We start from the raw sequence: 21,132 nt of genomic DNA, 5'->3' as shown, positions 1-21,132 counted from the left end.
GGGGGGCGTTGTTCGTCCTGTCGTGCGCGCGTCACGAAAATAGAGGAGTCTCATGAAACGAAAATTTGCTGGAAGAATGCTGGGAGTGTCGCTGGGCGCCGCGCTTGCGGTGTACGCGCTGGTGGCTTATGCAACCCTCAAGCCCGGCGATCATGCGCCGGTGTTCACAGCGCAGGCATCGCTTGGCGGCAACGTGTACGAGTACTCGCTCGCGAGCGAGTTGAAGAAGGGGCCCGTGGTCCTGTACTTCTATCCGGCTGCGTTCACGAAGGGTTGCACGATCGAGGCGCACGAATTCGCCGACGCCGTCGATCAATACAAAGCCCTGGGTGCCACGGTGATTGGTGTGTCGCACGACAACATTGACACGTTGAAGAAGTTTTCGGTGAGCGAATGCCGGAGCAAATTCCCGGTCGCCGCCGACGCCGATGCGAAGATCATCAAGCAATACGATGCGACCATGCCGCTGGTCAATACCATGGCCAACCGCGTGTCGTACGTGATTGCGCCGGACGGTACCGTGATCTATGAATATACGAGCCTGTCGCCGGACAAGCATGTGGCGAACACGCTGCAGGCGTTGAAAGACTGGAACGAAAAGCACAAGACCCAATAACGTAACCAGCCTTGTAAGGTTTTGACCGATGCCGATTATTGTTGCGCTTGTTGTCCTGGTTGCCGTGATCTACGGTGCGTTCTGGTCGTTTCACGCGTTATCGGCGGCGTTCGGCGTGAGTGTTGCGATTGGCGCGGCGGTGATCGCGGCGCTGGCGGTGGTGAGCATTGCTGTGTATTTCTGGCTGCGGTGGAAGGAAGTCGCACCGAATGTTCACGATGGCGACTGGACGCATGAACTCAAGCGGGATTGGGGCGGCGTGCGGCTCGCCGCGGCCAAGCGGTTGTGCGAGGTGCGGGTAGGCGGTCAGGTCGGCATGTATATTTTTGCGGACCTGCATGGCGCACGGATGGAGGCCGCGGGCGCGGGCACATCGGGTGCCTGGCAGGTGGCGCTGAATGTGAAGGACACGACGCAGCCGCGCTGGAATCTGCCGATGCAAAACCGGCGCGAGGCGCACAAGTGGTGCCGGATTTTGGACAGGGCTGCCGCCCAGACGTTGTGACGGATTTGTTGTTCGCTCCAACGCTTCAGGGACCCCAGGGTGTCCGGATGGCCCATAGCTGAGTCGGCAGTATCCGGGGGCATTCCAGGGCGCGGGTCCGCTACATGTGATAGCCCATGTCGCCGCGCACCTTGCCTCGAAATACCCAATACGACCACACCACATAAAGCACGATAACGGGTAACAGGAACATTGTGCCGATCAACAAGAACTGCTGCGAAAGAGGTGTTGTGGACGCATCCCACAACGTCACCGACGGAGGCGCGATGAAAGGCCAAAGGCTGATCACAAGACCTGTGAAGGCCAGGAAGAACAATCCGATCGAGCACATGAACGGCACCACTTCCTTGCGTTTCTCGAGCGCCGACCACAACGTCCAAACTAGCAGCACCGTCAGCACCGGCACCGGCGCGAACACGAAGCTGTTCGGGAAGCTGAACCAGCGTTCCGAGATGCGCGCGTCCTTCAGCGGCGTCCAGATACTGATCAGCAAGATAAACGCGACCACGCCGAACAGCACTTTCTTCGCCATGCCACGTGCCCATTCCTGCAGCTCGCCTTCGGTCTTCAGCACGAGCCACGTCGTGCCCTGCAGCGCGTAGCCGAAAATCAGCCCGACACCTGTCAGCAGCGGGAACGGTGCAAACCAGTCCCAGCTCGTGCCGGAAAACACGCGTCCGTGAATCGGAAAGCCCTGCATGAACATGCCGAGCACCACGCCCTGCGAGAACGTTGCGATCAGCGAGCCATAACCGAACGCGCCATCCCATATCCATTTGCGCGCGCCGACAACCTCGCGGAATTCAAACGCCACGCCGCGAAAGATCAAGCCGAGCAGCATCAGCAGGATCGGAAAATAAACCGCCGGCACGATGATCGCGAACGCAAGCGGAAAGACCGCGAGCAAACCGCCGCCGCCAAGGATCAGCCAGGTTTCGTTGAAGTCCCAGACGGGGGCGACCGAGTTGATCATCAATTGGCGTTCAACGGGATCGCGGCGCATCAGGAACACCATGCCCACGCCGAGATCGAAGCCATCGAGCAGCACGTACATGAATACCGCGAGCGCCAGGATGGCGGCCCACATTGGTACGAGGTCGAGCATCATGATCTCCTGGAAGGGGGAACGACGTCGTCCCGGCCGACGGGTTTGACCGCACTTGCACCGCTCGCTGCACTCGCCGACGCCGCCGATAACGGCCGCGCCGCGCGTGTTTCCGGTTGCAGGAGGTCGCTGTCGGTCTCGGCGTGTTCGTCGGCGGGGCCGATTCGCACGAGCCGTCGCAGCAGGATAAATCCCGAGCCGAAGATCACGATATACGCGAGCACGTAGAGCAGCCACGAGAGCCCGACATCGCCAGCTGTCAGCGACGGCGTGACCGAGTCGCGGGTGCGCATCAGTCCATACACGGTCCAAGGCTGGCGGCCGGCTTCGGTCGTCGTCCATCCCGCCAGCACGGCGATAAACCCGAGCGGCATGCCATACGTGGCGCAACGAAGCCATCGCGGACTTGCCTCGAGCTTGCCGCGTGCGAACAGAACAATGCCCGAGAGCACCAGCGCGAACATCAGCAACGCAATACCGACCATGATCCGGAACGCGAAGAACACCACCGCCACGTTCGGCCTGTCCTCACGCGGGAAGTCCTTCAGGCCCTGCACCGTGCCGTTCGGATCGTGCGTGAGGTAAATGCTGCCGAGCACCGGTATCGATATTTCGAAATCGTTGCGCTCGTTGGCCTGGTCGGGGATTGCGAAGATGGCGGCGGGTACACGCGAACCGGTGTTCCACAGACCTTCCATTGCGGCGATTTTGGCCGGCTGATGTTTGAGCGTGTTCAGACCGTGCGCATCGCCGATAACCATCTGCACCGGCACCATGATCACAAGAAAGATCAGCGCCATCTTGGTCATCACGCGGCTTTCCTCGAGCGCGCGACGCTGCCGCAAATAAAGTGCGCCAACGCCGAGAATCACGAACGCGGCCGTCACCAGGAAGGCGCTGACCGTATGGCCGAGGCGGTAAGGGAAGGAGGGCGTAAAGATGGCGTCGAAGAAACTCGTCACTTCGAAGCGGCCGTCGGGAAGGATCTTGTAGCCGGCCGGCGTCTGCATCCAGCTATTCACCGCGAGAATCCAGAACGACGAAATCACCGTCCCCGATGCGACAAAAACAGCTGCCAGCACGTGCGCCCATTGCGGCACGAGCTTGCGCCCAAACAGCAGGACGCCGAGGAACGCGGCTTCGAGAAAGAACGCGGTCAGTACCTCGTAACCCATTAGCGGGCCAATCACGCTGGAGGTGGCATCGGTGAACCGGCTCCAGTTGGTGCCGAACTGGAACGGCATCACGATTCCCGACACCACGCCCATGCCGAATGAAACCGCGAATATCTTCAGCCAGAACGCAGAAAGCCGCCTGTACACGTCCCGCTTGCTTATCCACCAGAGCAATTCGAGCGTTGCAATGAAACACGATAACCCGACCGTGAAAGCCGGCAACAGGATGTGAAACGCAATTACCCAGGCAAACTGGAAACGCGATAGCAAAACGGCATCGAACTCCATGAACACTCCGCGCGAGAAGTTTCAAATGGGTTGATTCAACGGCGCGCCAATCATGTCCGAACGCCCGAATATGCGTTGTGTCGTGACTGTTGCGGCGGTGGTTCATGCATCGATCGCTGCGTACTGGTTTAGATTAAAGCAGGTTTTTGTGAAAGGACGTTTTTATTTCGTGTTGTCATTCGAGGATGCATTCACTGCTCGAACGGATTAGCGCGGCGCATAAAGGCGTTCGCAGCAAGGCCGCTGCGGGTTATTTCAGCTTTTCATATTTCTTCTTATTTCTTATGCTCTGGCGCGAAAAGCGATGTAACAGGGGCTGATATCGGCTCGAATGCCGGTGAATTCTTCGGCAGACAAGTGCCCCATTCGTACTATCGATATAATTACACTTCTATTACGTGCCGCATGGACGACCTTGCGCGCCTCAGTCACATCGGGGACGGCCCCGTTTTTTCGACGGGAGTTTCCATGTCTTGGTTTTTATTGTTGATCGCCGGCCTGCTTGAAGTGGCGTGGGCCGCGGGTCTCAAAACCTCCGAAGGTTTCACACGGCTCTGGCCGTCGGTGTTCACGCTGGTTACAGCAGTCGGCAGCTTCGTGCTGCTCGCAATGGCGATGCGCCAGTTGCCGCTGGGTACGGCATACGCCGTGTGGACGGGTATCGGCGCGGTGGGAGCGTTCGTGTTCGGAATCGTCATGCTGGGCGAAGCGCTGACGGTCGCGCGAGTCGCTAGTGCTGGATTGATTGTGGTTGGGTTGATCGGATTGAAACTATCGTCGGGGCATTAAAAATGCCGGCTTAGCGCACTGGAGCGGCCTTTTGTCGCGGCCCCGTTCTCAGCTCATAACTCGGCCCATTAAAGGGATCGTAAAAATGACCGTTAAAGAGTGCAGAGGGCGTGTGCGTTGTGGTTTCGCGATTAAGGGCGGAATCAGGACCGTTGGATGCTGAACACGTCCATATATGGCGCGATGCATCAACGGGCAACGCGTGGCTATAATGACTTTCAGTTGTCTTGAAAAATTCACCGGGTTCGGCGGCCTGAGTTTGGTCACATGAATCCGGAACAGCGCCAGAATAAGGTGGGCCGGGTCAAAACCGGGCCGCATCCATTTATCCCCAGCCCGTTGGGCGTTTTGAGCGACGGGTCAGGCATTCGCAGCCAGGGGCGCCGGAGTCTGCCCGGCGCTCGGGAGCGGGGCGAGCAGCGCGCAAGGAGACGGTCATGCTTGAAGCACTTTCGCTGGCAGCGGGTCTTTCGTGGGCCAGCGGGCTGCGACTGTACCTGACGGTCTTCGTCGCGGGGCTGTTCGAGCGCATGGGACTGGTTCATCTACCTGACACCCTCGCGGTGCTGGGTTCTCCGTGGGTGATCGGCGTCGCTGCAGCGCTCGCGGTGGTCGAGTTTTTCGCCGATAAAATCCCCGCCTTCGATTCCCTCTGGGACGCCATCCATACCTTCATTCGCATTCCTGCCGGCGCGGTGCTGGCCGTCGGCGCGTTCGGCCATGCCGATCCGGCGCTGCTGACCGTGGCCGCACTCGCGGGCGGCACGCTCGCGGGTGCCGCGCATCTGGCGAAAGCTGGCACGCGTGCGCTGATCAATTTATCGCCGGAACCGGTGTCGAACTGGGTGGCATCGGCGACCGAGGATTTCGGCGCGTTGCTGGGCATTACGCTCGCGTTGTTCGTGCCGCTGCTATGCCTCGTCCTGATCATCGCGTTTCTGTTGTGTGCCGGCTGGGCATTGCCACGGCTCGTAAGAGGCGTGCGCGGCGGCTTTGGGCGGATGGCCAAGCATATGGTGCCGAGCGTCAGTGCACGTGTGAATCCGGGCGTCGGCCGGTTCAGGAGCAAGCACGATTGAGTACGAGTAGCCTGGGCGGCAAGTTGAAGCGGGATTCGGAGCAAGATTCCAAGCAGGATTCAAAGCGGCAAGGACTGAGCTTCACGCAGATCGCGCGCCAGTCGCTGCGAATGACTGCGCGCGACTGGCGCGCGGGCGAGTTGACCATGCTCATCCTCGCGCTCGTGCTGGCGGTTGCCGCGCTCGCGAGCGTCGGATTTCTCGGTGACCGGATGCGCCAGGGGCTGGAGCGGGATGCGCGGCAGATGATTGCTGCGGATTTCGTCGTACGCGCCGATCATCCGGTCGATCCCGCATTCGCCGCGCAAGCGGCTCAACTCAAGCTCGAGACCGCGACCACCGCGATCTTCCCCAGCATGATCAGCGCGGGTGTTTCGGGAAATGCATCCGCCCCGCCTGTTGCTCGCCTGGCGGCGTTGAAGGCTGTTTCGCCCGGGTATCCGCTGCGCGGAGCGGTGCGCATTGCGACCGCCGTGGATCAACCCGGCAGACCCGCCACCTCCATCCCCGCGCCTGGTACCGTCTGGATCGACCCCGCGTTGCTCGATGCGCTGAAAGTGCCCGTCGGCGGTACCGTTCGCGTCGGTACCCGCGCGTTCAAGGTGGCGGCGGTCATCACACGCGAACTCGATCGCGGTTTCTCGTTCGTCAGCTTTTCGCCGCGCCTGATGATGCGTGCCGATGAACTCGCGTCCACCGGCCTCGTCACCTTTGGCAGCCGCGTGACCTATCGGCTGCTGGTGGCGGGACCGGACGCGCAGGTCGAGCAGTTCGCCGCGTTCGCCCACGCAAAAGTGGACGATGGCAAGCTGCGCGGCGTCGCGCTCGAATCGTTGCAGGACGGCCAGCCGCAAGTGCGTCAGACCATCGACCGCGCCAGTCATTTCCTCACGCTCGTCTCGCTGCTCACCGCGCTGCTCGCGGCGGTTGCCATTGCGATGGCCTCGCACCGCTTTGCGCGCCGGCATCTGGACGGCTGTGCCGCGATGCGCTGCCTCGGCGTGAGCCAAGGGACGCTGCGAGCTTTGTTTATCGGCGAATTCTTGGCTGTTGGGCTGCTTGGCAGCGCGGTGGGTGTCGTGCTCGGCTTCGGAGGGCATCTGGTACTGCTGGACTGGCTCGGAACGCTCGTGGATGTCGAATTGCCAGCGCCCAGCGTCTGGCCCGCGCTGCAGGGCATCGCGACCGGACTGGTGCTGCTGCTCGGTTTCGCCGTGCCGCCGTTGTTGCCGCTTACGCGCGTGCCGCCGGTTCACGTGATTCGCCGGGAGCTAGGCGATGCCGGCCGGGTAGCGTGGATCGCTTACGGCGTGGGCGTGCTGCTGTTCGCCGGCCTGCTCGTGCTCGCGGCGGGCGAATGGAAACTGGGCGGGATCGTGGCGGGCGGATTCGCGGGCGGTCTGGTCGTGTTTGGCGGCATTGCGCGCGTGGCGCTCTGGGCAGCCGCTCGGTTTGTGCGCAGCGAACGCGTGGGGGCGGGAGTGGGCTGGCGGTACGCTCTGGCGTCGCTGGAACGGCGCAGCGGCGCGAGCGCGCTGCAGATCACGGCGCTTGGCATTGGCCTGATGTGCCTGCTCCTCATCGCAATGACACGCAGCGACCTGATCGCGGGCTGGCGGCAATCGACGCCGCCTGACGCACCGAACGAATTTCTCATCGATGTCCAGCCAGACCAGCGTGCCGGCGTCACCGATTACCTCTCACAACATGGCCAGGGTGACGCGGTGTTGTCGCCAATGGTGCGCGGTCGCCTGATCGCCGTGAACGGCAAGCCGGTCAGTCCCGACAACTACAAGAAGGCCGACGCAAAGCGCCTGGTGGACCGAGAGTTCAACCTCTCGTACACCACCGAATTACCCAGCGATAACCGCGTGGTCGGCGGCGACTGGTACGGCACGGACGCGAAGGCGCAGGTATCGATAGAAGAGGGGCTCGCGAAGATCATCCACGTGAAGCTCGGCGACACACTGCGTTTCGACGTCGCCGGCATGCAGGTGGAAGGACCGGTCACGAGTCTGCGCAAGGTCGACTGGAATTCGTTCAAGGTCAACTTCTTCGTGCTGATGCCGCCGCCGTCCATCAGCGATCTGCCCGCCACGTTCATCACGAGTTTCCATTTGCCGCCGGGGCAGCAAAGTTTGATCGATGGCTTGATCAACAAATATCCGAGCGTGACCGCTATCGATATCGCGCCGATTCTCGCGCAGATCCAGCGCGTGCTGGAGCAGGTGATTGGCGCTGTGCAGTTCCTGTTTGTCTTCACGCTCGCGGCGGGCGTGCTCGTGTTGTACGCGGCGCTGGCCGGCACGCGCGACGAGCGTGTGCACGAGTCCGCGTTGCTGCGCGCGCTCGGGGCATCGCATAAGCAGGTGCGCTCGGTGCAAACTGCGGAGTTCGTGGCAGTGGGCGCGTTGAGCGGGCTGATGGCGGCGCTCGGCGCGCAGGGAATCGGCTGGGTGCTGGCGACGTACGTGTTCGAATTTCACATCGATTTCAACCCGTGGCTGGTGCCCGCGGGCATCGCGGCGGGTGTCGTGTGTTCGGGTGTGGGTGGCTGGATAAGCCTGCGCCGCGTGTTGTCGCGGCCCGCGCTGCAATCGTTGCGGGATGCCTGACCGATACCCTGATAATGCACGGGCGCCGCCGGTTACCCACGAGAAGAACCCCATAGCGCTCATTGCGCCATGTCCCCATAACCCTGAAGAACACGCATGACCGAAGCAAATACTGAACAAGCGCCGCAACCCACGGCCTTTGAACTTGTTGGCGGCGAGGAGCGGGTGCGTGCACTCGTCGACCGGTTCTACGACCTGATGGATCTTGAACCGGACTTCGCGGCTTTACGCGCGTTGCATCCTCCCACGCTCGAGAATTCCCGCGATAAGTTCTTCTGGTTCCTGTGCGGCTGGATGGGCGGGCCGGACCATTACATCAGCCGCTTCGGGCATCCGCGCTTGCGGGCTCGCCATATGAACTTCGCGATTGCATCGCCGGAACGGGATCAATGGTTGCGCTGCATGGCGTGGGCAATGGAAGACATCGGATTGGACACACCCTTGCGCGAACGCCTTCTCACGTCCTTCTTCGATACCGCCGACTGGATGCGCAACCGCCCGGGCTAATGAGGCTTAGCGGCGCATCGGCATAATACGGGTTCATTTTCAGCCGGCGACAGACCAGGAGACTCCCCCATGAGCACACGCGCGTTGTTCCGCGAAGACGCCTATTTGACGCGCTGCGAGGCGTTGGTGACGGCTATCGACGAGCTTGGTATTCATCTCGATCAAACCGTGTTTTATCCGCTGGGCGGCGGTCAGGCTGGCGATGCCGGATCGCTGACACTGGCGGACGGAAGCCGCATCGAAATAGCCGATACCCGCAAGGCCAAGTTCGAAGGCGCGACGCCCGATGACGCCGTCCACGTGCCCGCACCGGATCAGGAAGCGCTGCTCGCGAAGCTGAAAGTGGGCGATCGGGTGACAGCCGAGATCGATTGGGATCGGCGTTACCGGCACATGCGCCTGCATACGGCCACGCATCTGCTGTGCGCGGCGCTGCCATATCCCGTCGATGGTTGCAGCATCACAAGCGGCTACGCGCGCATGGACTTTGCGACGGTCGAACCGATCGAACGCGAGGAACTGGAAACGCGCTTGCGTGAGCTGATTGGCGGCGCGCATCCGGTGGCGACCGAGTGGATCACCGATCAGGAAATGGAAGAGCGTCCCGAACTTGTACGCACGATGAGCGTGAAGCCGCCCGTTGGCATGGGGCGTGTGCGTTTGCTGCGCATTGAGGGTATCGATCTGCAACCGTGCGGCGGTACACATGTGCGCAATACGGGTGAGATCGGTGAGCTGCGCATAGCGAAGGTGGAGAAGAAAAGTGCACGCACGCGGCGTCTCGTGATCGAGTTTGCGTGATGCTCGACGCACGCGCTCAAGCGGTGCTCGATGTTTGGTTCGGTGCGCCGGATTCGGCGGAGTACGGCCACGCGCGCAAGCTCTGGTTCAAGAAGGACGCGGCGTTCGACGCCATGCTTCACAAGCGTTTCGGCGCTCTGCTCGATGATGCATTGGAAGGTCGGCTTGCATCGTGGTCTGCTACACCGCTCGGTGCGCTGGCGTTGATCGTGTTGCTCGACCAGTTCACTCGCAATTGTTTTCGCAACATGCCGCGTGCATTCGCCGGTGACGCCGAAGCGCTAAAGCTGGCTCGTACGCTGGTCGATACGGGCGACGAGCTCACGTTGCCGACGATTCATCATCGCGTGTTCGTGACCATGCCGTTCGAGCACGACGAGACGCTGGCGAGCCAGCGCGAAGCCGTGCGTTTGCACCAGGCGCTCTTCGATGAAACCGGCGACAAGGACGTTGAAGACGGGCTGAAATACGCGCTCCGTCATGCTGAAGTGATCGAGCGGTTTGGCCGCTTTCCGCATCGTAACGATATTCTCGGTCGCGAGACAACGACCGAAGAACGCGCGTGGCTCAAGAAGAAGGGCGGCTTCTAGCGTTCCAGCGTTTCACCGTTTTATCGGCCGCCCGCCACGTCGAGCAATGCGCCGGTCACATACGCCGACGCATCCGATAACAGCCACACAATCGATTCCGCCACTTCATCCGCCGTGCCGGGCCGCCCCAGCGGCGCGAGCGCGCCCAACTGCGCCGCGCGATCAGGCTTGCCACCGCTCGCGTGAATCTCGGTATCGATCAAACCGGGCCGCACGGCATTCACGCGCACGCCTTCCGGGCCGAGTTCTTTCGCGAGGCCGATCGTCAAGGTATCGACAGCGCCTTTCGAACCTGCGTAATCCACGTACTCGTTCGGCGACCCCAACCGCGCGGCCGCCGACGACACATTGACGATCGATCCACCGCGTCCACCGCGTTTTGTTGACATGCGGCGAGCCGCTTCACGCGCGCCGAGATACGCGCCGAGCACGTTGGTATCGAACACGCGTTTCATGCGCGCGACGTCCATGTCGGCGAGCGCGGAACCGGGTGCGACAATGCCCGCATTGTTCACGAAACCATCGATCGGGCCGAATGCGCGCACCGTTGCATCGAATAGGGCAATCACGTCGGCTTCTTCGCAGACATCGCCCTGGATCGCGATCGCGCGGCCACCGGCGGCTTCCACACGGGCAACGGTTTCATCGGCGGCGTTGCGGTTGGTCGCGTAGTTCACCCCGATCGACCAGCCACGCGCCGCGCATAGCAACGCGGCGGCACGGCCGATTCCGCGGCTGCCGCCCGTGATCAACACTACCTTCGACATCGTCAGGTTCTCCGCTTCAGTATCAAACCAGATATCAAACAGCGTCGCGTTTCTCGGGCCAGCGGTCGACCAGCGGCGGCTTATACGCCTTGAGCGATTCGATCAGCTTCACGGGATCGGCGTTGACTTGCAGCATGTCGAGATACGGGGCGCGCATGAATCCTTCTTCCACGGTATGGCGCAGCATGGCGAGCAGCGGATCGTAATACCCGTCCACATTCAGCAATGCGACCGGCTTCTCGTGATACTTGAGCTGAGCCCACGTGTAGGTCTCGAACAGCTCTTCGAACGTGCCGACGCCACCGGGCATCGATACAAACGCATCGGAGAGATCGGCCATTTTCTTCTTGCGCTGATGCATGTCGGGCACAACATGCAGATCCGTCAGACCTTTATGGCCGACTTCCTTGTTCATCAGCAATTCGGGAATCACCCCAATGGCGCGGCCACCAAGCTCCAAGACTTCATCGGCGATGATGCCCATCAGCCCGACGCTCCCGCCGCCGTAGACCAGCGCGAGATCCGCTTCCACCAACGCCCGGCCGAACGCTTTTGCCGCTTCGGCATAGACCGGTCTGGCTCCATTGGCGGAGCCGCAATATACGCAGACTGCTTTCATTAAATAGGTTCCTTAGGGGCGCCGTCTTCCTTCGGCGCGCGGTAATCGGCAAAGACGCGTTCCGGCATTTTCCCCGACACGAGGTCGTCGAAAATCTGCCGCGATCGCCCGCGAAGATACGGCGCCATCACCGAGATGATATGCAGGCTCGCTTGATGCAATTCCGCGCGGATGGTTTCCTGCTCGTTGTATTTGCGCGGGTTCATGACGAACTGGTACGACAGCCAGTACGTTGCGATCACTCCCATGTTGGTCGCGATCACCTTGATTTCCGCGGGTGTCGCGACCATTTCGTGATCGGCGACCAGTGCGTCGCACAGTTGCTGCGCGAAGTTGACCTTGTGGGTGATGATCTGTTTGAAATGCGTTTCCAGCGTGCGGTTTCGTGCGAGCAAGTCGTTCAGGTCGCGATATAAAAACCGGTACTGCCACAGGAAATCCGCCATGTACTGCAGGTACGACCACATCTCGTCAATCGTCGGACGATGGTCTTCGGGGAAGCGCAGCCGTTTTTCGATCAGCTGTTCGAATTGCGCGAAGATGCTGTTGATGATGTCGTCTTTGTTGCGGAAATGGTAGTACAGGTTACCTGGACTGATTTCCATCTCTTCGGCGATGGTGGTCGTCGTAACGTTCGGTTCCCCAATATCGTTGAACAGCTTCAGCGATAGTTCGAGAATCCGTTCACGGGTGCGGCGGGGAGGTTTGGCTTCCATGTCGTCCGGACCTGGTTGACCGGCTCCGGGTGAGGGCGGCCTGAGGTGGCCTGCGTGACAGCCTGAGCAACGGCGTCACGAACCCGGAATCGGTGGGTATCTTGAATATCGGACGATTATAAACGGCTGGATAGAGGGCGGGGTCCGCGTGGGGGCGTCGGCGAACCGCCGCAACGCGCTTAAGTGTGCTTATGTGTGATTGAGCGCGTTTAAAACAGCATGAGGGCCCATTGCCACAGCAGCGGTCCGACTATCAGGCCCCATGTAAGCACGCACACCAGCAGGGCGACCATGACCGCCGCGCTGCCGAAATCCTTCGCCCGTTTGGACAGTTCGTGCCGCTCCAGCGAAATCCGGTCTATTGCCGCTTCCACGCTCGAGTTAAGCAATTCCACCATCAGCACCAGCAGCACGGACGCGAGCAGCGCTGCCCGTTCAACCGGCGAGACCGGCACGAGGATACCGCACGGCACCAGGATGGCGGCGAGCGTCAGCTCCTGGCGGAACGCACTTTCTTCGCGGATCGCCACGCGAAAGCCGTTCAGCGAGTTTTTCATCGCGTGCCAGGCGCGGGTCAGTCCGCGGTTGCCCTTGTAGGGATTGAACGGCAACGGAGCGAGCGGATCGTCGGCGCTCAAGGGTTCGGCCGGATGCTGCGAGCCCTCGATGTCGTCGTCTTCGTTGCTGAAGGGTTCCCGGTGGATCAAGAGCAGGGATTTCGCTTGCACTGCAGGTTTGGCTTTCACATTGCGCTTCTTTGAAACTTGCTGTGGTTGTACTGACGTACGCTCCGACGCACTCTTCGAGTCAAGCTCGAAGCCAGTCCGCGGGGCGGGGGTGACTCGCGGATGACTCATGACTCATGAGTCATGACTCGCCGATGAATTCCCGGGCGACCGCTATGCAGAAGCCACCAAACGCGAGTCCGCTGACGGCTTGTTACAGAAGAGGCGGGTCACATCGCATTGTTGCCTTCTTTGGCCGGTGGGTATCGATCCATGTGAACAGTCTCAAACCGTCCCGAACCGCGCACCGCGTTTTGACACCCGCCACCTTACGCCGAGAGCAACGCGGATTCAATCATGCCGCTGCCCTCGCGAAAGCCAGATTACGCCGTTGCTTCCTTCTGCGTCGCGCCGCGAGTCGCAAGCGGTTTCAGATTCGACGCGAATTGCTCCGATGCCGCCCGCCACGAGAACTTCTCCGCCCACGCACGGGCATCGGCGCGTTCAATCTTCAGTGCTCGCAAACACGCTTCGCGCAGATCTTCGTCGAGCGCACCCGGACCATCAGTGCCGAGCACATCGATCGGGCCCGTCACCGGGTAAGCCGCGACCGGCGTACCGCATGCCATTGCTTCGAGCAGCACGAGACCGAAGGTATCGGTGCGGCTCGGGAACACGAATACATCAGCAGCCGCGTAGACCTTCGCCAGTTCCGCCTGCGACAGCACGCCCAGATAATTCGCCTTCGGATAGCGCGATTTCAGTTCGGCAAGCGCCGGTCCCTCGCCCGCGACCCACTTCGACCCGGGCAGATCGAGCTTCAGGAAAGCCTCGACATTCTTCTCGACCGCAACGCGTCCGACATACAGAAAAATGGGCCGCGTCGTGTTCAGAACCTTCGAGTCCATCGGTTGAAAGATATCCAGATCAACGCCGCGTGTCCACAGCACCACGTTCGTGAAACCAAACTTTTCGAGGTCGTTTTTCACAACCGGTGTGGGCGCCATGACCGCTTGCGAAGGCTTGTGGAACCAGTGCAAAAACTTGTAGGTTGCAGCGAGCGGAATGTGAAACCGTGCCTGCACGTATTCAGGAAAGCGCGTGTGATACGCGGTCGTAAAGGGGAGTTTGTTGCGCAAGGCGAACGAGCGCGCGGCCATGCCGAGCGGACCTTCCGTCGCGATATGCAGCGCATCCGGCGCAAACTCCTCTATGCGTTGCGCGACACGGCGGCGCGGCAGCAGCGACAGGCGAATCTCGGGATAAGTCGGGCAGGCGATGGTCCTGAATTCGAGCGGCGTCAGCAATTCAACGCGATGTCCCAGCGCAATCAGTTCGCGGCTGGTGCTTTTCAATGTGCGCACGACGCCGTTGACTTGCGGTTCCCATGCGTCGGTAACGATCATGATTTTCATTCGATGGCCTCGGATATGTGAAAGCGCTCAGGACGTTGCTCAAGCAGATGCTCAGGCAGTTGCCCCGGCCTTTTGCGAATGTTGTTCGGGAGAGCGCAGGACGGTCCAGTAGATGATCTTCAACTCGCCTTCGAATGTCTCGACAAGCGCGGACAGGCTCTCGACCCAGTCCCCATCGTTGCAGTACAGGACACCGTCGATATCGCGGATTTCAGCTTTATGAATGTGGCCGCAGACAACGCCGTCGCAGCCGCGGCGGCGCGCTTCATCGGTCATCACGTGTTCGAACTTCGAGATGAAGTTCACCGCGTTCTTGACCTGATGCTTGAGGTATTGCGACAGCGACCAGTAGTTCAGGCCGAAGCGGCTGCGCACCCGGTTGAACCAGCGGTTGAGCAACAGGATCAGCGTGTAGAGCGTGTCGCCGAGATAAGCGAGCCACTTGGCGTGCTGGATGACACCGTCGAAGAGATCGCCGTGCACGATCCACAGGCGCTTGCCCGCGAGCGTGGTGTGGAAGGCTTCGCTGCGTACGTGGATGTCGCCGAAAGCCAGATCGCAGAACTGACGCGCGGCTTCGTCGTGATTGCCCGGAATGTAGACCACCTGCGTGCCTTTGCGGGCTTTGCGCAGCACTTTCTGGATCACGTCGTTGTGCGCTTGCGGCCAGAACCAGCCCTTGCGCAGTTGCCATCCGTCGATGATGTCGCCAACCAGGTACAAGTACTCGGAATCGTTATGGCGGAGAAAATCGAGGAGATAGTTCGCCTGGCAGCCGCCGGAGCCGAGATGGATATCGGACAGCCAGATAGTGCGGTAGCGATGGTCGGCTGGTTCGTCGTCGTGGCGGGAGGGGGGCTCGGAAATGCTTTGGGGAGTGAGGCTGGCGCCGGTGGCGTCAGAAGGAGGCGGTGGCGGCGCGACGTCGTTGCGGAACGCGATGGCTTCGGCATCGCGGAGGGTGATGCCTAGGAGGTGACTCGCAGACGATTTAGTGGCCATGGGCACGCGCAACGGGTTGCAGTGCGGCCATTGCGCCACGCCGACGTGACGAAGCCATGACAGTCACGAAAACTTCTTATTACTAAGTGTTGCGTGGCGGGTACGTCGGCGGCGAAAAACGAGAAAACCTCCGGGATTGGCGGCTCCATGATGAGGTTTGTGGGACGCATCCTGAGTAGATGCAATGAGCCTCGCCGACGCTCGCGTTCTATCACATTGCGCGAGGCTTGCCAGCCGCTATCTTGTGCGCTAGCGGACGTGTCGTACCATGCGTGCCGAGGTTGGAATAAACCGAGGGAAGTGCACGCAGCGAAGCCACGGTCAGGCGGACCGAAGCCGCAAGCGAGCCGATCCTGCATGGACCGCAGCTACCCGGATGTACTCCATCGCGGCAAAAGGACGTTGCCTGGTTGAACGCGTACGCGCCGTCTGCCGTGTTGGCATCGCCTATACTTCGGATTTACGTTGGAATCCTATGCAAACACATAGTGGAACAGTTGGGCCGGTCGTTCGAATGCTGATGTGCAAAGTGTGCAACGAACCGGCGCCTCTCTACGGCGTCACCGACTTCAACAAGAGTTGCGAAGAGCGGCGCGGACGCTATCTGCCGCTCACTGGCGTGCCGGTCTATTACCACCGATGTGATGCTTGCGGACTCATATTCACAACGTCGTTTGATCACTGGAGCAAGGCCGACTACCTGCAGCACATTTATAACGACGATTACGTGCTGGTCGACCCTGACTACATTGATTCACGGCCCGCGGGCAATGCCGCTTTCATTCTCGATTTCATCAAGAAAGGCCACGGGCTGCGGTGTCTCGACTATGGCGGCGGCAACGGCAAGCTGACGTCGTTATTGCGCGTGGGCGGGGTTGACGGACACAGTTGGGACCCGATGGACGAAGAAGCGGTTGCACCGTCCGGCTCATTCGATTTCATCAGCGCGTTCGAGGTGTTGGAGCACACGCCCGAACCGCTGGCGACGGTTCAGGAAGCGCTCGGACTGCTGAACGGGCGTGGGGTATTGTTGTTTTCTACTTTGACGATCGATCACGTGTCGCCGCGGGGAATGGACAACTGGTACATCGCGCCTCGCAACGGCCATATCACGCTCTATACGCGACGATCATTGCAGACGATGTTTGCGGGATTGGGTTATCGGATCCATCACTTCAACGACAACCTGCATATGGCGCTGAAGGAAGATCCAGACTGGCTGAACTGAGACCAGCAAAAGCAGGACCAGAGAGAAGGCTGGATTTCAGCGCTGAACTGACGCTTCGGATGCCTGAGATATTTTGTTTTACCGTGATCCGCGGCGGTTCAGCATGGCGGAGGCTGGATCAAACCGTGGGTGGGGTCGGGCCTACGCCCACGATCCGCGTTCCGGCCAGTCGGTCATGCAAAAACTGCCGTGCCGGATCGAGCCATACCGCTGCTGCCCAGAGCACGATCCACACGGTGGTCACTACAAGCGTGGCCGGAACCGAAAGCTTGAGCAGCGGATGCAACGCCAGGGGCGGCAAGAACCACAACCATGCGAACACATACCGTGCGATGGCGCGCGCAGTCGAAACCGGCGTTCCGTGCGCATTGACCACTTTCAGCCGCCAGGTTTTCATGGGCAGGGTCTGCCCGCCATGAGTCCAGAAGTAGACGAAATAAACCGCGAGCACGAACCCGATCCATGCCATCAAAATATTGTGGTGGGTGAGCCCGTTGCGTTGCTGGGTGAGCGTGCTGAACAAGTACCCGGCGATAAAAACGATCCCGAACAAGATCACGCCTTCGTAGAGCATCGTGGCCAGCCGGCGACGCAGCCGGGGCGCGATGAATCGGGGAGAGTCGACGGATTCCAAAGAGGAGGCGCTCACTTTCGGCTATGACCCGTTGAAAACGGACGGCGCCTGCTGCGGCGAAACTGGAATCGGGGTAGCCGGTACAAAGCTGGCGGCGCTGGGAATAGCGGGGGCGGCTGGCGCGGCGTGTGAACCCGACGCCGCCATTTCACCCACAGCCTCGGAAGCACGCGCATGTTCCCGCGCGGTCATCAACCGGTCGATATCCTTGACTTCGGTTTTGCCGGAGGGTGGCGCGCTGACAACGGTCGGTCGACGAGGGCGCTCGGTTGCGGCGAGCTTTTTCTTCTGATCTTCCGGGAGCTTTTGATAAGCATCCCAGGCGCGTTCCCGTTTCTCGACAGGGACGGACTTCGAAACCTGATAATTTTCGCGGGCGACCTTTCGCTGGTCCGGCGTCATGTGGACCCATTCGGTCATTCGTTCATGCAGGCGTTTTTGCGCATCTGGCGACATCTTCTTATATCGCGACGCTATCTTGATCCAATTCCGCTTACGTTCTTCACTGAACTGATCCCACTCCGAAGCAAACGGCGCGAGCGCGACCCTTTGAGCGTCGGTGAGCTTGGCCCAGGCCATGGGACTTGGCGGGGAGGAGAGCGCAGAAAGCGGTGACAAGACTTCTCCCGCGCTCGCCCCGACCGGGGCGGCAGCCACGGACACCGCCGAAGCGGACGAGTAGAAACGCGGATACGTGGCGGCAAACGCGACAAGTCCCGCAATTGCGCATCCAAAGACAATCGCGAGGCCGCGCTTGTAACTCACCCGATGACTCCTGCGGTCTTAATGATTGCGCGTCAGGTACGCGTTGAAACCGTGGTCGAGATAAGCGTCGAGCGGGAGATTGTCGCTGAGCATGGCGGCGTCGATATCGGCGAGTTCCGCGGTGCGCTGCTGGTCCTCCCAATAAGCGATGCCAGCCAATCCGATCACGAGTGCGAGCAGCGGCCATGCCAGTGCGAGGCGCGAGAAGCGGCCGCGTTTACCCGCGTGGCCGGACCCGGCGCCACCCAGAGAGCCTGAGCCGGCCGCGCCCGCCCCGGCTAGCGAAGGCGCAAAAACCGGCGCCGCTACGGCGACTTTTTCCGGTTTCTTGCGCGCGATCGCCGTCCGGCGAGCCGCCGCCAGCTTGTCGAGCGAGGCGGCAGGCAGCGAATTGATGTTTTCGTCGAGCGCGCGGCGTACCTTCAGCGCGAACTCGGTTTCCTTTTGATCGAGAGCGTTGCTCATAGCGTGATTCCTTTCGCCTTCAGCGCGTGTGCCAGCGCGTGCGTGGCCCGCGAGCAATGTGTTTTTACGCTGCCTTCAGAGCAGCCCATTGCAGCGGCGGTTTCGGCGACATCCATATCCTCCCAGTAACGCATGAGAAACGCTTCCCGTTGACGTGCTGGTAGTTTTTGGATCTCCGCGTCGATCAGATTGAGCACCTGTTCGCGCTCGAGCCGACTCTCGCTGCTTTCCGCACCGACCGTCCCGTCCTGCGATTCGAAGGTCTCCAGGGGGTCGAATTCGTCGTCGTCGGCGTTGCCGAACGAGGAGAACAGGCTTACCCACGTATTGCGGACCTTTTGGCGCCGGAAATAGTCGTGCGTTGCATTCTGCAGGATACGCTGAAACAAAAGGGGCAATTCGGGCGGAGGCCGGTCGCCGTATTTTTCGGCGAGCTTGATCATCGCATCCTGAACGATGTCGAGCGCCGCATCGTCGTCGCGTACGGTGTACACCGTCTGCTTAAACGCGCGTCTTTCGACGCCCGCCAGAAAATCGGCGAGTTCCTTGTCTGATGCCATCCGTGAGGCCCGGCGCAACGAGCGTGCGTCGATAAGGGTTGGTGAGAGGTTTAAAACCTGCGGATGCTAGCAAACTTTTGAGTGAACAGCGAGGAAATGCGCCGCCGTTACAGCCTGAAACAAAGAGTTTTCTTCAGTATTTCAGATAAATCCGAGCCTTTAGGGCTCGATTCTGGTGCACTTCAGGGGGTATTGTGCAGTTTTTCCTTGACGAGCTTTATTGCCTCGGGCTATTGTTTCCGACTCGCATCATAAAGTGAACTGTCTCTTTGAGGCGAGCCCAAGAAGCCCGCTTCCCATTTAGACGCGCCGCTTGAACCCGAGCCATAAGCCCGGCAGAGAGCACCCAATCAATTTTTTGCCGAAAATTCGAAAGGTGAATGTATGAATATGCCCAGCGCGGAATTCTCCACGTCGGATACGACTCCCCCCCTCGAAGCTGAATCCATCGGCGGCACCGTGCTCATGCGCGCGCTCGCTGACGAGAAAGTCGAGTTTATTTGGGGCTATCCCGGCGGCTCGGTACTCTATATCTACGACGAGTTGTACAAGCAGGACGAGATCCAGCACATCCTCGTGCGCCACGAACAGGCCGCGGTTCATGCCGCCGACGCCTACGCGCGCTCTACAGGTAATGTTGGCGTGTGCCTCGTGACCTCAGGCCCCGGCGTCACCAATGCGGTGACCGGTATTGCCACTGCCTACATGGATTCCATTCCGCTTGTCATCATCAGCGGCCAGGTTCCTACCGCGGCAATCGGCCAGGATGCGTTCCAGGAGTGCGACACGGTCGGCATCACGCGTCCCTGCGTCAAACACAACTTCCTCGTTAAAGACGTGCGCGACCTCGCCGCGACCGTCAAGAAAGCGTTTTATATCGCCCGTACGGGACGTCCCGGCCCGGTGCTGATCGACATTCCGAAAGACGTGTCGAAGACGCCGTGCAAGTACGAACCGATCAAGTCGGTCTCGCTGCGTTCGTACAATCCGGTTACCAAAGGCCATTCGGGCCAGATCCGCAAGGCCGTGCAGCTGTTGCTCTCGGCGAAGCGTCCGTACATTTATACGGGCGGCGGCATCATCCTGGCGAATGCGGCGCGCGAACTGAACCAGTTCGCCGACCTGCTCGGTTATCCGGTGACGAATACGCTGATGGGTCTTGGCGGTTATCGTGCGGACAACAAGAAATTCCTCGGCATGCTCGGCATGCACGGCACGTACGAAGCCAACATGGCCATGCAGCACTGCGACGTGCTGATCGCGATCGGCGCGCGTTTCGATGACCGAGTGATCGGCGATCCTGAACATTTCGCGTCGCATGCGAAGAAGATCATTCACATCGACATCGATCCGTCATCCATTTCCAAGCGCGTGAAAGTCGACATCCCCATTGTTGGCGACGTGAAGGAAGTGCTGAAGGAATTGATCGAGCAGTTGCAGACGGCCGAGCATGGTCCGGACACGGCGGCGCTCGCCGACTGGTGGAAGGACATCGAGGCATGGCGTTCGAAGGACTGCCTCAAGTTCGACCGCGAAAGCGAGATCATCAAGCCGCAGTACGTGGTTGAAAAGGCGTGGGAACTGACCGACGGCGAAGCCTTCGTCTGTTCGGACGTTGGCCAGCATCAAATGTGGGCAGCGCAGTTCTACCGCTTCAACAAGCCGCGTAGATGGATCAATTCGGGTGGTCTCGGCACGATGGGCTTCGGCCTGCCGGCGGCCATGGGCGTGAAAATGGCGCACCCGGACGACGAGGTCTTGTGCATCACGGGCGAAGGCTCGATCCAGATGTGCATCCAGGAATTGTCGACGTGCAAGCAGTACAACACGCCGATCAAGATCATCTCGCTCAACAACCGCTATCTCGGCATGGTTCGCCAGTGGCAGCAGATCGAATACAAGAAGCGCTACTCCAGTTCGTACATGGACGCGCTGCCTGACTTCGTGAAGCTGGCTGAGGCTTATGGTCACGTGGGCATGCGTATCGAGCACACGCGCGATGTTGAACCGGCGCTGAAAGAAGCACTGCGCCTGAAGGATCGCACGGTGTTCCTCGACTTCCAGACAGATCCCACCGAAAACGTATTTCCGATGGTCCAGGCAGGCAAGGGCATCACGGAAATGCTGCTCGGATCGGAAGATCTATAACGGCTGTTTTCCCAAGCG

The 21,132-nt window shown here is 60.4% G+C and carries 22 protein-coding genes; 10 read left to right on the top strand and 12 right to left on the bottom strand.

Going from position 1 to position 21,132, the window contains the following annotated elements; translation table 11 throughout:
• The first annotated feature begins 52 nt into the window (after positions 1-52).
• Positions 53-616, top strand: a complete 564-nt coding sequence (locus tag SBC1_RS11455; RefSeq protein ID WP_165987647.1) for a peroxiredoxin — start codon at positions 53-55, stop codon at positions 614-616.
• A gap of 28 nt (positions 617-644) precedes the next feature.
• Positions 645-1,121, top strand: a complete 477-nt coding sequence (locus SBC1_RS11450) for a hypothetical protein (protein ID WP_165092084.1) — start codon at positions 645-647, stop codon at positions 1,119-1,121.
• 100 nt (positions 1,122-1,221) lie between these two features.
• Here the strand turns inward: SBC1_RS11450 and cydB are convergent, their stop codons facing one another.
• Both cydB and SBC1_RS11440 read right to left on the bottom strand, forming a co-directional pair.
• The gene (gene cydB / locus SBC1_RS11445) at positions 1,222-2,229 is read right to left on the bottom strand and encodes a cytochrome d ubiquinol oxidase subunit II (RefSeq protein ID WP_206365952.1); all 1,008 of its coding nucleotides are present in this window, start codon (positions 2,227-2,229) and stop codon (positions 1,222-1,224) included.
• Positions 2,226-3,689 (bottom strand): cytochrome ubiquinol oxidase subunit I, encoded by a 1,464-nt coding sequence (locus tag SBC1_RS11440; protein ID WP_165987645.1) that lies wholly within the window; start codon positions 3,687-3,689, stop codon positions 2,226-2,228. The genes cydB and SBC1_RS11440 overlap by 4 nt, the downstream gene beginning before the upstream one ends.
• A 468-nt stretch (positions 3,690-4,157) precedes the next feature.
• Between SBC1_RS11440 and sugE the strand changes: the two genes are divergently transcribed.
• The 6 genes from sugE to SBC1_RS11410 all read left to right on the top strand — a co-directional run bounded on the left by sugE (position 4,158) and on the right by SBC1_RS11410 (position 10,070).
• Positions 4,158-4,478, top strand: coding sequence for a quaternary ammonium compound efflux SMR transporter SugE (gene sugE / locus SBC1_RS11435; RefSeq protein WP_165092082.1), 321 nt, complete (start codon positions 4,158-4,160; stop codon positions 4,476-4,478).
• A gap of 437 nt (positions 4,479-4,915) precedes the next feature.
• A complete protein-coding gene (locus tag SBC1_RS11430; RefSeq protein WP_165092081.1) occupies positions 4,916-5,557 on the top strand; it encodes a DUF4126 domain-containing protein in 642 nt (213 codons plus the stop codon).
• 110 nt (positions 5,558-5,667) lie between these two features.
• Positions 5,668-8,172 (top strand): ABC transporter permease, encoded by a 2,505-nt coding sequence (locus SBC1_RS11425; RefSeq protein WP_165093271.1) that lies wholly within the window; start codon positions 5,668-5,670, stop codon positions 8,170-8,172.
• 96 nt (positions 8,173-8,268) lie between these two features.
• Positions 8,269-8,679: a group II truncated hemoglobin gene (locus tag SBC1_RS11420; RefSeq protein WP_165987643.1), complete on the top strand. Its 411-nt coding sequence runs from the start codon at positions 8,269-8,271 to the stop codon at positions 8,677-8,679.
• Positions 8,680-8,748: 69 nt separating this feature from the next.
• Complete coding sequence (locus tag SBC1_RS11415; RefSeq protein ID WP_165092079.1) at positions 8,749-9,480, top strand: alanyl-tRNA editing protein; 732 nt, start codon at positions 8,749-8,751, stop codon at positions 9,478-9,480.
• Entirely contained in the window at positions 9,480-10,070 is a 591-nt protein-coding gene (locus SBC1_RS11410) for a DUF924 family protein (RefSeq protein WP_165092078.1), read from the top strand. Before SBC1_RS11415 ends, SBC1_RS11410 begins: the two co-directional genes overlap by 1 nt.
• A gap of 20 nt (positions 10,071-10,090) precedes the next feature.
• On the opposite strand, the gene SBC1_RS11405 is transcribed toward SBC1_RS11410, so the two are convergent.
• The 6 genes from SBC1_RS11405 to SBC1_RS11380 form a co-directional block, all read right to left on the bottom strand.
• Entirely contained in the window at positions 10,091-10,837 is a 747-nt protein-coding gene (locus SBC1_RS11405) for an SDR family oxidoreductase (protein WP_165092077.1), read from the bottom strand.
• Between the two features lie 34 nt (positions 10,838-10,871).
• A complete protein-coding gene (locus tag SBC1_RS11400) occupies positions 10,872-11,456 on the bottom strand; it encodes a TIGR00730 family Rossman fold protein (RefSeq protein WP_165092076.1) in 585 nt (194 codons plus the stop codon).
• Positions 11,456-12,172: a TetR/AcrR family transcriptional regulator gene (locus tag SBC1_RS11395; protein ID WP_165092075.1), complete on the bottom strand. Its 717-nt coding sequence runs from the start codon at positions 12,170-12,172 to the stop codon at positions 11,456-11,458. The genes SBC1_RS11400 and SBC1_RS11395 overlap by 1 nt, the downstream gene beginning before the upstream one ends.
• A gap of 209 nt (positions 12,173-12,381) precedes the next feature.
• On the bottom strand, positions 12,382-12,876 hold the full coding sequence (locus SBC1_RS11390; protein ID WP_243830282.1) for a diacylglycerol kinase: 495 nt from the start codon (positions 12,874-12,876) through the stop codon (positions 12,382-12,384).
• A gap of 404 nt (positions 12,877-13,280) precedes the next feature.
• Entirely contained in the window at positions 13,281-14,312 is a 1,032-nt protein-coding gene (locus SBC1_RS11385; protein ID WP_165092073.1) for a glycosyltransferase family 1 protein, read from the bottom strand.
• A 51-nt stretch (positions 14,313-14,363) separates the two neighbouring features.
• Positions 14,364-15,254: a UDP-2,3-diacylglucosamine diphosphatase gene (locus SBC1_RS11380; RefSeq protein WP_370469625.1), complete on the bottom strand. Its 891-nt coding sequence runs from the start codon at positions 15,252-15,254 to the stop codon at positions 14,364-14,366.
• A gap of 574 nt (positions 15,255-15,828) precedes the next feature.
• Between SBC1_RS11380 and SBC1_RS11375 the strand changes: the two genes are divergently transcribed.
• Positions 15,829-16,542 carry a class I SAM-dependent methyltransferase gene (locus tag SBC1_RS11375; RefSeq protein ID WP_165987639.1) on the top strand — a complete coding sequence of 238 codons (714 nt, stop codon included), beginning with the start codon at positions 15,829-15,831 and terminating at the stop codon, positions 16,540-16,542.
• Positions 16,543-16,660: 118 nt separating this feature from the next.
• Here the strand turns inward: SBC1_RS11375 and SBC1_RS11370 are convergent, their stop codons facing one another.
• The 4 genes from SBC1_RS11370 to SBC1_RS11355 form a co-directional block, all read right to left on the bottom strand.
• Positions 16,661-17,116 (bottom strand): RDD family protein, encoded by a 456-nt coding sequence (locus SBC1_RS11370; protein WP_243830281.1) that lies wholly within the window; start codon positions 17,114-17,116, stop codon positions 16,661-16,663.
• Between the two features lie 81 nt (positions 17,117-17,197).
• Entirely contained in the window at positions 17,198-17,941 is a 744-nt protein-coding gene (locus SBC1_RS11365; protein ID WP_165987635.1) for a DUF3106 domain-containing protein, read from the bottom strand.
• An 18-nt stretch (positions 17,942-17,959) separates the two neighbouring features.
• Entirely contained in the window at positions 17,960-18,406 is a 447-nt protein-coding gene (locus tag SBC1_RS11360) for a DUF3619 family protein (RefSeq protein ID WP_165092069.1), read from the bottom strand.
• The gene (locus tag SBC1_RS11355; protein ID WP_047844602.1) at positions 18,403-18,966 is read right to left on the bottom strand and encodes an RNA polymerase sigma factor; all 564 of its coding nucleotides are present in this window, start codon (positions 18,964-18,966) and stop codon (positions 18,403-18,405) included. The genes SBC1_RS11360 and SBC1_RS11355 overlap by 4 nt, the downstream gene beginning before the upstream one ends.
• A 384-nt stretch (positions 18,967-19,350) precedes the next feature.
• Between SBC1_RS11355 and SBC1_RS11350 the strand changes: the two genes are divergently transcribed.
• Positions 19,351-21,114, top strand: a complete 1,764-nt coding sequence (locus SBC1_RS11350; protein WP_165987633.1) for an acetolactate synthase 3 catalytic subunit — start codon at positions 19,351-19,353, stop codon at positions 21,112-21,114.
• The last annotated feature ends 18 nt before the right edge of the window (positions 21,115-21,132 follow it).

The organism is Caballeronia sp. SBC1, assembly GCF_011493005.1.
Classification (GTDB): domain Bacteria; phylum Pseudomonadota; class Gammaproteobacteria; order Burkholderiales; family Burkholderiaceae; genus Caballeronia.
This window is presented reverse-complemented; position numbering and strand designations above follow the sequence as displayed.

Excerpts from the sequence above, each read along its gene's own strand:
- SBC1_RS11455 (WP_165987647.1), top strand. The coding sequence starts at position 53 with ATGAAACGAAAATTTGCTGGAAGAATGCTGGGAGTGTCGCTGGGCGCC.
- SBC1_RS11450 (WP_165092084.1), top strand. The coding sequence starts at position 645 with ATGCCGATTATTGTTGCGCTTGTTGTCCTGGTTGCCGTGATCTACGGT.
- cydB (WP_206365952.1), bottom strand. The coding sequence starts at position 2,229 with ATGATGCTCGACCTCGTACCAATGTGGGCCGCCATCCTGGCGCTCGCG.
- SBC1_RS11440 (WP_165987645.1), bottom strand. The coding sequence starts at position 3,689 with ATGGAGTTCGATGCCGTTTTGCTATCGCGTTTCCAGTTTGCCTGGGTA.
- sugE (WP_165092082.1), top strand. The coding sequence starts at position 4,158 with ATGTCTTGGTTTTTATTGTTGATCGCCGGCCTGCTTGAAGTGGCGTGG.
- SBC1_RS11430 (WP_165092081.1), top strand. The coding sequence starts at position 4,916 with ATGCTTGAAGCACTTTCGCTGGCAGCGGGTCTTTCGTGGGCCAGCGGG.
- SBC1_RS11425 (WP_165093271.1), top strand. The coding sequence starts at position 5,668 with ATGACTGCGCGCGACTGGCGCGCGGGCGAGTTGACCATGCTCATCCTC.
- SBC1_RS11420 (WP_165987643.1), top strand. The coding sequence starts at position 8,269 with ATGACCGAAGCAAATACTGAACAAGCGCCGCAACCCACGGCCTTTGAA.
- SBC1_RS11415 (WP_165092079.1), top strand. The coding sequence starts at position 8,749 with ATGAGCACACGCGCGTTGTTCCGCGAAGACGCCTATTTGACGCGCTGC.
- SBC1_RS11410 (WP_165092078.1), top strand. The coding sequence starts at position 9,480 with ATGCTCGACGCACGCGCTCAAGCGGTGCTCGATGTTTGGTTCGGTGCG.
- SBC1_RS11405 (WP_165092077.1), bottom strand. The coding sequence starts at position 10,837 with ATGTCGAAGGTAGTGTTGATCACGGGCGGCAGCCGCGGAATCGGCCGT.
- SBC1_RS11400 (WP_165092076.1), bottom strand. The coding sequence starts at position 11,456 with ATGAAAGCAGTCTGCGTATATTGCGGCTCCGCCAATGGAGCCAGACCG.
- SBC1_RS11395 (WP_165092075.1), bottom strand. The coding sequence starts at position 12,172 with ATGGAAGCCAAACCTCCCCGCCGCACCCGTGAACGGATTCTCGAACTA.
- SBC1_RS11385 (WP_165092073.1), bottom strand. The coding sequence starts at position 14,312 with ATGAAAATCATGATCGTTACCGACGCATGGGAACCGCAAGTCAACGGC.
- SBC1_RS11375 (WP_165987639.1), top strand. The coding sequence starts at position 15,829 with ATGCTGATGTGCAAAGTGTGCAACGAACCGGCGCCTCTCTACGGCGTC.
- SBC1_RS11370 (WP_243830281.1), bottom strand. The coding sequence starts at position 17,116 with ATGCTCTACGAAGGCGTGATCTTGTTCGGGATCGTTTTTATCGCCGGG.
- SBC1_RS11360 (WP_165092069.1), bottom strand. The coding sequence starts at position 18,406 with ATGAGCAACGCTCTCGATCAAAAGGAAACCGAGTTCGCGCTGAAGGTA.
- SBC1_RS11355 (WP_047844602.1), bottom strand. The coding sequence starts at position 18,966 with ATGGCATCAGACAAGGAACTCGCCGATTTTCTGGCGGGCGTCGAAAGA.
- SBC1_RS11350 (WP_165987633.1), top strand. The coding sequence starts at position 19,351 with ATGAATATGCCCAGCGCGGAATTCTCCACGTCGGATACGACTCCCCCC.